Source organism: Candidatus Kryptobacter tengchongensis, from assembly GCF_001458555.1.
In the GTDB taxonomy this organism is placed as follows: domain Bacteria; phylum Bacteroidota; class Ignavibacteria; order Kryptoniales; family Kryptoniaceae; genus Kryptonium; species Kryptonium tengchongense.
Genome location: NZ_CZVH01000058.1, coordinates 1 through 11,604, shown reverse-complemented (window position 1 = coordinate 11,604; position 11,604 = coordinate 1). Strand labels below are relative to the sequence as shown.

The window sequence follows — 11,604 nt, the reverse complement described above, 5'->3', positions numbered from 1 at the left end:
TAAAGTTCCACTTGTTGAACTTGTCCGTGCTCTGAAAACATCTGATGAGACATTTAAAAAAGTTAAAGCCTTCGCAGAACAAATCGGCAAAACCGTGGTTGAGGTTTATGAATACCCAGGATTTGTGACAACACGAGTCATAGTGCCAATGCTAAATGAAGCGATGCATGTTTTAATGGAGGGGATCGCAACAGCAGAAGGAATTGACACAGCGATGAAACTTGGCTATAACTTCCAGATGGGACCCCTTGAAATGGCGGATACAATGGGGCTTGATGAAGTTTTAACTTGGATGGAAACACTTTACAAAGAACTTGGCGAAAAATATAGACCTTGTCCCCTCCTAAGAAAACTTGTCAGAGAGGGTAAACTTGGAAAGAAAACAGGCGAAGGTTTCTTCAAATATGATGAATTTGGGAGGAAAATAACTTGAAAAACGTCTTTGAAAAGTTTCGTCAATATCTCTTAAACTTAAAAACGCTCCTTTTGATTTACATTCTTCTTGCACTTTCTGCCGGGCTACACTCTTACTTTATCGGTCCACAAGAATTTGCAGGAAGACAATATACCCATTACAATAACTTTTTAACCTTTAAATACTCATACTTTCACCTGATTCATAATAAAGACCTTTACATTGAATACCCTGATGAACACTGGGATTACTTCAAATATAGCCCAACATTTGCATTGATGATGTTTCCATTTGCATATTTACCTGATTTGGCTGGTTTACTTCTATGGAACCTTGCTAACTCACTGATTTTATTTTTAGCTGTCAAAGCATTAAACATAAACGACGAGATCAAATCTCTTATTTTATTGTTTTCCGCAATTGAACTTTTAACATCAATTCAAAATGAGCAAAGCAATGGCATTGTCGCTGGTCTGTTCATCCTTTCTTTCGTATTTTTTGAAAAAGGCAAGCCCTTCATCGCTACACTTTTCCTTGCTGTATCTACTTATATAAAGATATTCGGCGCTCTTGGTTTTCTTTTGATCATGCTTTATCCTAAGAGATTAAAATCAATAGTTTACGCAACTTTCTGGATGTTAATTCTTGCGTTTATCCCTCTTGTCGCCATCTCGTTTGACCAGTTAAAATTCCTCTACTCAAGTTGGTTAAATCTATTAAGATGGGATTATTCCGCCTCCACAGGACTATCTGTCTCGGGATGGCTGAAGTCATGGTTTGGGCTTGAGTTTCCTAAAATTTATATCACTTTCTTTGGTATTGTTTTTCTTATCTTGCCACTCATCAAATTCAAAAATTTTGAAAACTTTGGTTTTAGATTTCTTTATCTCGCGTCAATTTTGATCTGGTCAGTTATCTTCAATCATAAAGCGGAATCTCCGACTTATGTAATTGCAATTTTAGGTGTTGCCATCTGGTATTTTTCGCAAAGGAAAAAAATTGAAAATTTTGCTTTGCTTGTGTTCGCCTTCATTTTCACTTCGCTTTCACCAACTGATATATTTCCGAAATTTTTACGGGACTTGCTCGTTATCCCATATGTCTTAAAAGCCGTTCCATGTATCTTCATTTGGGTGAAACTAACATATGAACTTCTTTTTGATAAGTTTGAATTAAGTGAGGAATTGAGATGGAGTTAATTTTTAAATTTATAAAATTCAGCATTGTTGGGTTCACAGGTGTAATAGTTGATTTCAGCGTCACATTCATTTCAAAGGAGAAATTGAAAATTCAAAAATATATCGCAAATAGTCTTGGATTTACGCTTGCTGCGACGAACAATTATATACTTAACAGGATATGGACATTTCAAAGCAAAGATCCTGCGGTTTTGGTTCAATATGGCAAATTTTTTCTTATTTCATTAATTGGTCTGTTGCTGAACAACCTCATCGTTTATCTTTTTCACGGAAGGATAAAGTTGAACTTTTACATCTCAAAAGGATTTGCCACAATTGCTGTGACCTTATGGAATTTCTTTGCAAATTATAAATTCACATTTAGATTTTGAAAACTAAATTTAGCTTGGAGACATGAAAGTTCTCGTCCTGAATTCAGGAAGTTCTTCAATCAAATATCAATTCATTCAGACCTCAACTCGCGAGGTTCTTGCCAAGGGTCAAGTTGAAAGAATAGGGATGGATGATGCTGTTTTAACCCATATCAGAGCAGATGGTGACACGGTTAAAATAAGTGCTGAGATACTTGACCATAACATTGCTATTGAATATGTAATAGCTGTTCTTTTGAGCAAAAATCATGGGGTGATAAAGGATAAATCAGAGATTGAGGCAATTGGACATCGTGTTGTTCACGGTGGTGAAACTTTCTCAGGTTCAGTTTTGATAACAGACGAAGTAATTGAAAAGATAAAAGAAAATATTGAACTTGCTCCACTTCACAATCCGCACAATCTTCGTGGAATTTTAGCTTGCAAGCGACTTCTTCCTAAGACACCTCAGGTCGCAGTTTTTGATACCGCTTTCCATCAAAAAATGCCCGAACATGCCTTCATCTATGGCTTGCCTTACGAACTTTACAAAAAATATAAAATCAGAAGATACGGTTTCCATGGAACCTCGCACAGATATGTTTCAAAAAGAGCTGGTGAGATACTTGGAGTTCCATTTGAACAAATGAGGCTCATAACTGCACATCTCGGAAACGGCTGTAGTATGTCGGCAGTGAAATACGGTATTTCAGTTGACACAACAATGGGATTTACACCTCTTGAAGGTTTGCTTATGGGGACACGTTCTGGAGATTTAGATCCTGCGGTCGTCCTTTACATAATGAGCAAAGAGGGATTAACGATGTCTGAGATAAATGCGCTTTTAAATAAACATAGTGGACTTCTTGGAATCTCAGGTATAAGTAGCGATATGCGTGAGATAATAAACGAGATGAAAAATGGAAATCATAGAGCAAAACTTGCCTTTGAAGTTTTCTGTTATCGTGTAAAAAAATACATCGGTGCATATGCTGCTGTAATGGGAGGGGTTGACGCTATCGTCTTCACAGCAGGAATTGGAGAAAACAGCCCAGATGTAAGGAAAAAAGTTTGCGAAGGACTTGAATTCCTTGGCATCAGAATTGACGATGAAAAAAATAACTCACCAGAGAAAGAAAAAATTATAACAACAGATGATTCAAAAGTCAAAGTTCTCGTAATCCCAACAAATGAGGAACTTGTAATAGCACTTGATACCGCAGAGATAGTAAGTAATTGTTCTGATGTAAAATAAAAAGTTAGCCACTTTAGTAATTTTTACTCATGTGCCTCATACCAATTTTTACCTATGCCAAGTTCAACAACGAGAGGTACATCAAGTTGGAGTGCGTTTTGCATTTTATCTTGAACTATTTCTTTCAAAGTATGAATCTCATCGGGAGCAACATCAAAAACAAGCTCATCATGTACTTGTAAAATCATTTTAGATTTAAATTTTCGCTTCTTCATCTCGTTATAAATTCTAACCATTGCAAGTTTTATTAAATCCGCTGCGGTTCCTTGAATTCTCATATTTATAGCTGTTCTTTCCGCAAATTCCCGAACGGTTCTATTTCTGCTATTTATATCAGGCACATATCTTCTTCGCCCAAGTAATGTTGTGACATAGCCTTTTTGTCTGGCTTCTTCAATAGTTTTATCAATATATTCTTTAACTTTGGGAAATTTTTGAAAATATGTATCAATTATTTTTTTCGCCTCTGGTTGCGGAATCCCAAGCCGTTGTGAAAGCCCATACGGACTTATGCCATACATAATACCAAAATTAACTTCCTTAGCTTTTCTTCTCATCTCATAATTTACATCCTCTGGTTTGACGCCGAAAACGCTTGCAGCAGTTGATGAGTGAATATCAAGTCCTTTTCTAAAAGCAGAGATCAAATTTTCATCCCCAGATAGATGCGCCATTATACGAAGTTCAATCTGTGAATAATCCGCAGACATTATAAACCAGTCCGCCTCGGAAGGTACAAAAGCTTTTCTTATCTCCCGCCCAATCTCCGTCCTAATTGGTATATTTTGAAGATTCGGATCGCTACTTGATAACCTACCTGTAGCTGTTCCAGTTTGATTGAACGAGGTATGAACTCTACCGGTTTTTGGATTTACAAGTTTTGGAAGTGCATCAACATAAGTGGATTTCAACTTTTGAATTTGGCGATATTCAAGCAGCTTCTCCGCAATAGGATGCTCTTTGGCAAGCTCCTCCAGAACTTCAACATCGGTTGAATAACCCGTTTTGGTTGTTTTAACAGGTGGAAGCTTCAACTTTTTGAAAAGAACATCCGCAAGTTGTTGAGGTGAATTTATATTAAACTCTATACCTGCGAGATGATAAATTTCATGAGTTAAATTATCAAGCATTCTATCAAGCTCCTTGCTCATCTCTCTTAAAAGTTCGGTGTCCAATCTAACACCTGAGAACTCCATATGGGCAAGAACCTCAACAAGTGGAAATTCAACCTCCTCGCAGAGTTTCAATTGATCTCTCTTTTCAAGTTCATCTTTGAGTTTATCAACAAGTTGTAAAGTTATATCGGCATCTTCACAGGCGTATTCAGCAACCTTTTCAACCGGGACTTCGCTCATTTTTCTTTGATAACGTCCTTCGCCAATGAGCTGTGAAATAGGTATCACCTGATACTTCAGATATTCCTTCGCAAGAACCTCCAGTGTGTGGGAACTTTCAGGGTTAAGGATATATCCCGCAACCATCGTATCAAAACTTATCCCCTCAATCCAGACTCCATATTTTGACATCAAGAGAATGTCATACTTTAAATTTTGCCCGCACTTTTTTATCACCGGATTTTCAAGAACTGGTTTAACATATTTTAAAACTGTTTCAAGCTCTATCCCAGATGTTTTTTTCTTCTTCTCTGGCTCAAAGAGAGAATCTGAAGCTTCGGTTTCAACCGAGACAGGAAGATAATATGCCTCCCCGGGCTTTATCGCAAATGACATTCCTATAAGTTCTGCATTAAGTGGCTCTATCCCCGTTGATTCCGTATCAAATGAAACCAAATCCGACGACTTTAACTTTTCAACAAGCTCTTTTAATTCGTCAATGCTTTTAATTATATGATACTGATGCGGTTTGGTTTTTATTGAATCATATTTTATCGGCTTTTTCTCCTCCTCAACCTTTTCCTCCTCAACTTCTCTTACTGCTGATGTAAGACCAAGCTTTCTTATCAAGCTTTTAAATTCAAGCTCGTAAAAAAGTTCAGCAAGCTTATCTCTGTTTGGTTCCTTAGCCTTAAGCGAGTAAATTTCTATACCAAGTGGGATATCCGTTTTTATTGTGACAAGAGCTTTTGACAGCTTAGCCTTATCTATAGAGCTTTTGATGTTTTCTTTTATCTTCTGAGTTGGAATTTTATCAACATTTTGGATGAGATTTTCAATTGAGCCAAACTCTTTTATAAGCTGAATTGCTGTTTTCTCACCTATTCCGGGAACTCCCGGGACATTATCAACCTTATCTCCCATAAGCCCAAGCACATCAACAATTTGCTCTGGGGTAACTCCCCATTCTTGTTTAACTTTTTCAACATCAACTATCTCAATATCAGCAAGTCCTTTCGTTGGTTTGTAAATTTTTACCATTGGTGAAACAAGCTGAAGAAAATCTTTATCGCCCGTGACAAGATATGTTTCAATCCCTTTTGACTCAGCAACTTTCGCAAGCGTTCCCATAACATCATCAGCTTCGTATCCCGGGACTTCAATAATTGGAACATTGAAAGCTTCAATCACCTCTTTCAATTTCTGAAGTTGAATTGCCATATCCTCGGGCATTTTCTCACGAGTTGCTTTATATTCAGGGTGCATCTCATGTCTGAAGGTTGGCTGACCTGAATCAAAAACAACAGCGATGTAATCAGGTTTTTCCTCCTCAAGAATCTTGATCAATGAATTTGTAAAACCGTAAATTGCGCTTACATTCATTCCACCAGATGTAACAAGCGGTCTCCCAATAAATGCATAATAAGCCCTATACGCAAGCGCAGTTCCGTCAAGAAGAAAAAGTTTTTCTTTTTTTGCCATTGCTTAATAAAAATACCTTTGCTTTTTAAATAAGTTAAATTTCAAAATCATCCGGGACATCTATCTCAAGTCGTAAAAGAGCGTAAGCAAGCGTTTTACCTTGAGCGTCATTTCGCAGGGATACAGTTCCACCCCCTGCAAGCGCATCATGCAATAAAAAATTCAACGCATATAAATTTGGCAATTCCCACCTTTCAACTTCACCAAGACAAATGCCTTCAAAATGTTTCTTAACAACCTCAGGTGTGACTTTCTCAACGAGAATTTTATAATACTCAGGCTTTCGTGCAATAAGCCCTATATTGGCTGAATTTCCCTTGTCCCCTGATCTCGCATGAGCTATTTGAAGAAGTTTCACTTTCTTCATCCATCAGTATAGGAACTTAATTTTTAGAGATAAAACCTAAATCCAATTCCTCCAGTTAAATCAAATCCAGTTCCAGGGAAAAGACCAAGTTTCGGAGAAAGTTCAAGGAAAAACTCATACTTTTGTTTTAAAAAATAATTAACCCCGATGTTCCCACTCACACCAAACGAATCGTCTCCCTTTGAAACCGCTTTGAAAAAAAGACCTGCCCCAGCGTAAAAATTAAACACACCATTTTTATATCTTTCAATCTCGGAAAGATTGAAGTTGTAATGCCCCTGCACAAAAAAAGCATCATTAAATCTCCACGCAAGTAAAACATCTCCAGAGTTTGATCGCGAAAGAAGATATTTTCCAGTTACGCCAGTTGGAACACCAAGATAAACGCCAAGACCAAGTTTGTTTTGAGAATTCAAATTTAAAGGGAATAGAAGAAACAAAATTAACCAAAAATGCCTCAAAGTTAAATTCCTCTGAAAAAGACGGATTAGGTTTTTCATCCCATACATTTCACTTTGGTTTTTTATGTTGTTTTTTAAAATTTAATAAAAATGTGAGAAAGAAAAAACACATTCCCGACGATATCTCAAATTCACCTGTTAATAAATCATCACATATTTTGAAAAACCAGAATATACAAACTGTCCATTCGCTTCAACTTCCCCATAAATTTCACCTCCGATCTCCTGATAGAACTTTACAACTCTCCCGAACTTGAAAAATTCATTGCTTATCTCAAACCTTATATTCGGAGTATCACAAAAGACAAACACCTGCTTTCTCCTTCTATCAATCACAACTTCAAAACTTCCGTTCCTCATAAAACATTTGATTACTTTTCTTCCCCCTTTCCATATCTCAACCCCAGAATCAGATTTTTCCCCATATGTCTGGACAGGTGCTCCGCCTTGATTTCTCAAAGCAAATTTTTTATCGCTTATTTTTTCAAAAATTTGACCCCGATTTCGGGCAATAGATAAAAATTTTACGGCAAACCTATTTGAGATACTCAAAGGCAAATTATCAACACTTGATATAATAACCGCTGAGATAGGACTGCAAGATTTTATTTTAAAATCACCAAGTTCATAAACTTTTAATGTATCTATTTCACCAGCGATCGCTTTAAAAGTTTCTAAATTTACCAGCAAAACTCCATTTGTAAAGTCAATTTTAACCTGCTTGTAAGAAACTTTCGCCAATGAATCAACGAATTTTTTAACATTTTCATTTCTGAAAATATCTCTCATGAAAATGTTAATCTCATATGGACTTGCAAGATTGCTCTTGTCTAACTTATCCACAACCTTGTTTCTCAACATAAAATTATAAGACAATTTATAAACTTCATTCCACCAATCAGCCCATGTTTTCAAATCTTCGGGATGAAAGCATAAGTTTATCTTTTTTTGAAACGGCTCTATTTCCCCATTGATAAAAATTTTGCCTGCATACCCAAATAAGCCCCATCTTGTTGGGTCAGATTGCAACCCAAACGGAGAACAAAGATTAACATCACCCCAAGTATAAAAAGAAAAATAAATCAAAGCGTCATAATCTTGAAGCAAAGAATATACAGCAACCTGAATCAAACTTGAAACTCTATATTCATTTGGATAGCACAAAGCCCACTCACGAATTACAACTGGCTTTTTCTCCCAAGCATAAAAACTTGAATAAACAGGGAAACTCCATCTATCATTTCTTTTAAGATAATTTTCATTTCGGAAAAAAGGAACACCAACCCAATCCAAATCATGTTCAAAAAAGGGATGATCCATATACATATTTTGTCCAATAAAATCAAGTTCAGATGCAACGGTATATGTATCATTTATAAACTCACTGTTAACTGTTGCGGTCAATGGTATGGGGCATCCTTTTGAGCGTATGAATTCCTTTAAATTTCTAAAAAGTTTTATTTGAAGCGACATTAAAAACTCAACACCATCTTTCTGCCTCAACGGATGTTCCATCGTCCAGTCCCTGCCATCAAAATCAACTTCGTTAAATTTTCTCAATTTTAACTTCGGAAAATAAATTTTATTTTCTTCAATAGATTCATCCTCGTTCAAAACTAAAAAACCATCCTTTGTAGTCCAAACCTTTTTTAAATTTTCGGTACTTACATACTTTTCCCGAAGAAACTGAACCCAAAGATTCAAAAACTTCGTTTTATATGGTTCAATCATCTCGTCAAGTTTATCATATTGAAAAAAGAAACTATCTTCATTTATGAGTTCAATCATCGCAATGGCTGGATTTAATCCATTAGGTATGCCCGTATACGGATTGACATGTTTAAAAAGGAGGTTATCAATAAATTCTTTTTGCAGTTCAATCATTCTTTCATCAAAAAGCCCATAAGGTGAACCTTTCCGTTCCATTTTTGAAGCGTTTTCAATCCCGTCACCAACTTTAAATGTTCTATATGCACGAAGAACAAGATAGATATAAATTCCTCGTTTTTGTGCCTGATAAATCCAGTAATCAACCCTATCAAGATATTCCCTTTCAAGATTTCTTGAATTATTCTCATTCGGATAAGATTCATCAATTATATTCCTTCTTACTATGCCGAATTTTTCTCCGCCTCTGTTATCAAGTTCATGCAATCTTATTATATTACATCCAGCACGAGCGAGAACCTCAACAACGGTTTCAATTTTTTCCTTTGGTATATCAACATGGCTTCCAGCGATCGTCACACCCCAAAATCTTGCTCTTTTTCCAGTTTTTTCAAAGTAAAAATGTCCATCTCCCTCAACCTTTACAAATCCAAATTGACCTGCTGGGGGATTTAAAAGAAAACTAAAATCAACAAGTGAAGCATCTGGGAATTCCCCGAATCTTGGATCAAGCCATCTTACACAGAGGGTATCTTTAAACTTTTGGGAGTTTTTTCTTTCATGCGTGATATTTTGAGCAAAAAGTGAAGTTAATAGCAAAACCGAAAGTATAAAGATTTTCATTGATTCAAAGTAAGCTTTTTATCTAAACATGAAATTCCTTGAACTATTTTAAGAACACAAATCCAAAAGAGCAAGTTATAAATAGATTTTTTAAGCCTTTTCATCCCCCCGCTTCTTTATGTAAAGAGCATAACCAAACAAATTTTGTTTTCCATAATCGCTAATTTTCAAAAACTTTTCAGTTGTAAATTTTTAAAATCTTGCCGATGACATAAATCTGACACAATTATGTTCAATATAGCTACAGAGCTTCCCCATGAATGAATAATGGGGGGATTTGTAAAAATTTTGTGGGGCGTAAATATTTTTAAAAAGACTAAATCACAAATTTATCCGCAATTTCATTCAATAGCTTTTTCCCACCCACGTCTTGATAAATCAAAGTAAATTACCAATCCAGCAGAAAGACCAATCAAAATATAAATCACACCACCAAGATATTCGCCAAGAACTATCTTGCCAATTCCAAACAACATCATGTAAACTAAAACAACACCACTTATCCAATCAATAAACAAATAGATAAACCCAGGATCAGATTTAACTTCCGGGACAAGTTGAGATACTTTTTTCCATCCAATCCCACCTGGATGAACACGGCGATAAAAATTGATAAGATGTTCCTTATCAACGGGTTTTGTTATAAATGTCGCTACAAGCCAGGAGAGCGTTGTAAAAGCAACGATATAGAAAAGCGTCTCGGGAAAACTTATTTTTGTGTAAAGTTTTATATAAGCGTAACCGAAAAAGGGAGCAATCATTGCGACAATTTCGCTCCAGGCATTTATTCTCCACCAATACCATCTCAAAATCAACACAAGCCCAAGCCCAGCGCTTGCTTCAATTATGAATTGCCATGCCCCTGAAATCGTTTTTATTATCAGGGTTATCAAAACAGAGGCAATCATCACAAGAAGCGTTGCAATCCTTGATATAAAGACATAATGTTTTTCACTTGCATCTCTTTTTATAAATCTTTTATAGAAGTCGTTTATCACATAAGATGTGCCCCAGTTTAAGTGCGTTGCTATGGTTGACATATAAGCGGCGAAAAAAACGCAGCTACAAGCAGACCCTTTAATCCTGTGGGGAGAAAATCTCTCATTGCGTAGATATATCCAAGTTTTTTATCATCAATCCCGAGTTCAGGGTAGAGAACAATAGTTGCAAGCCCTACAATTATCCACGGCCATGGTCTTATACAGTAATGTGCAACGGTAAACCAAAGAGTCGCAAGTAAAGAATGTTTTTCTTCTTTTGCTGACATCATTCTTTGGGCAACATAACCGCCTCCACCTGGTTCAGCCCCTGGATACCAAGAAGCCCACCATTGAATAAAAATATAAGCGATAAAAGATGGGATTGTCAAAGCCAAAACCCCACCATAGGCGATTTCCTTTTCAGCACCGATAACAGGCGTAAATTTAAAAACCCATTCCGGGAGACGTTCTTTCAACCCAGCGATTCCATTTATTTGAGGTAGATTAACAACAACCACCGCAAGAATTATTGTGCCTGACATTGCTATTACAAACTGAACCGCATCTGTAACTGCAACCCCCCAAAGCCCCGAAAGAGCAGAATAAATTGCAACTATCAACATAGCACCAAAGACATAATATCTTACCATCTCCTCTGGAACCCCAAAAAATCCTGTAAGGATTGAAATCATCGCAACATTTACCCAGCCAATTATCACAGTGTTAACAAACAAACCAAGATAAAGTGATTTAAACCCGCGAAGGAAGGATGCCGGTTTACCAGAATATCTTAGTTCAACGAATTCAACATCTGTTAGAATACCAGCTCTTCTCCATAACCTTGCGAAGAAGAAGACAGTCAACATTGAACCGAAGAGAAAGTTCCACCAAAGCCAGTTTCCAGCTATTCCATTTTTAGCGACAAGCTCGGTCACCGCAAGAGGTGTATCGGCAGCAAATGTCGTTGCAACCATTGATGTCCCGGCAAGCCACCAAGGTAGGTTTCTCCCCGAGAGAAAAAATTCACTTATGTTTTTACCAGCTCTTTTTGAATAGTAAATTCCAATACCAATGCTTAAAACAAAATATAAAACAATGATAGCCCAGTCAATAAGATGCATTTGACACTTGTTTTTGTTTTTTAAACTAAAAATTTAAGGTGATGAAATTGCCTCTGCAATTGCCTTATGAACAATTTTCCTTAGCTGAATATGTTTATTGTTTGCTCTTGTTGGATGAACGCGATTTGT

General features: G+C 36.5%; 8 protein-coding genes and 1 pseudogene. 4 read left to right on the top strand and 5 right to left on the bottom strand.

Annotated features, from left to right (window positions below):
- From AT685_RS05340 to AT685_RS05325, 4 genes are all read left to right on the top strand, one after another.
- Positions 1-433: 3-hydroxyacyl-CoA dehydrogenase family protein (locus tag AT685_RS05340; protein WP_234696253.1), on the top strand; the 433-nt coding region annotated here is incomplete at its 5' end.
- A gap of 53 nt (positions 434-486) precedes the next feature.
- Complete coding sequence (locus tag AT685_RS05335; protein WP_159420486.1) at positions 487-1,614, top strand: glycosyltransferase family 87 protein; 1,128 nt, start codon at positions 487-489, stop codon at positions 1,612-1,614.
- The gene (locus AT685_RS05330; RefSeq protein ID WP_072151840.1) at positions 1,605-1,985 is read left to right on the top strand and encodes a GtrA family protein; all 381 of its coding nucleotides are present in this window, start codon (positions 1,605-1,607) and stop codon (positions 1,983-1,985) included. The genes AT685_RS05335 and AT685_RS05330 overlap by 10 nt, the downstream gene beginning before the upstream one ends.
- A gap of 22 nt (positions 1,986-2,007) precedes the next feature.
- Positions 2,008-3,219 (top strand): acetate/propionate family kinase, encoded by a 1,212-nt coding sequence (locus tag AT685_RS05325; protein ID WP_072151839.1) that lies wholly within the window; start codon positions 2,008-2,010, stop codon positions 3,217-3,219.
- Positions 3,220-3,242: 23 nt separating this feature from the next.
- On the opposite strand, the gene polA is transcribed toward AT685_RS05325, so the two are convergent.
- From polA to AT685_RS05300, 5 genes and pseudogenes are all read right to left on the bottom strand, one after another.
- Complete coding sequence (gene polA / locus AT685_RS05320) at positions 3,243-6,035, bottom strand: DNA polymerase I (protein WP_072151838.1); 2,793 nt, start codon at positions 6,033-6,035, stop codon at positions 3,243-3,245.
- Between the two features lie 34 nt (positions 6,036-6,069).
- Positions 6,070-6,402: an AtuA-related protein gene (locus tag AT685_RS05315; RefSeq protein ID WP_072151837.1), complete on the bottom strand. Its 333-nt coding sequence runs from the start codon at positions 6,400-6,402 to the stop codon at positions 6,070-6,072.
- 23 nt (positions 6,403-6,425) lie between these two features.
- Entirely contained in the window at positions 6,426-6,902 is a 477-nt protein-coding gene (locus AT685_RS05310; RefSeq protein ID WP_143713136.1) for a hypothetical protein, read from the bottom strand.
- A gap of 99 nt (positions 6,903-7,001) precedes the next feature.
- Positions 7,002-9,374: a hypothetical protein gene (locus AT685_RS05305; RefSeq protein WP_072151836.1), complete on the bottom strand. Its 2,373-nt coding sequence runs from the start codon at positions 9,372-9,374 to the stop codon at positions 7,002-7,004.
- Positions 9,375-9,715: 341 nt separating this feature from the next.
- Positions 9,716-11,475: pseudogene (locus tag AT685_RS05300) on the bottom strand (sodium:solute symporter family protein).
- Between the last annotated feature and the right edge of the window lie 129 nt (positions 11,476-11,604).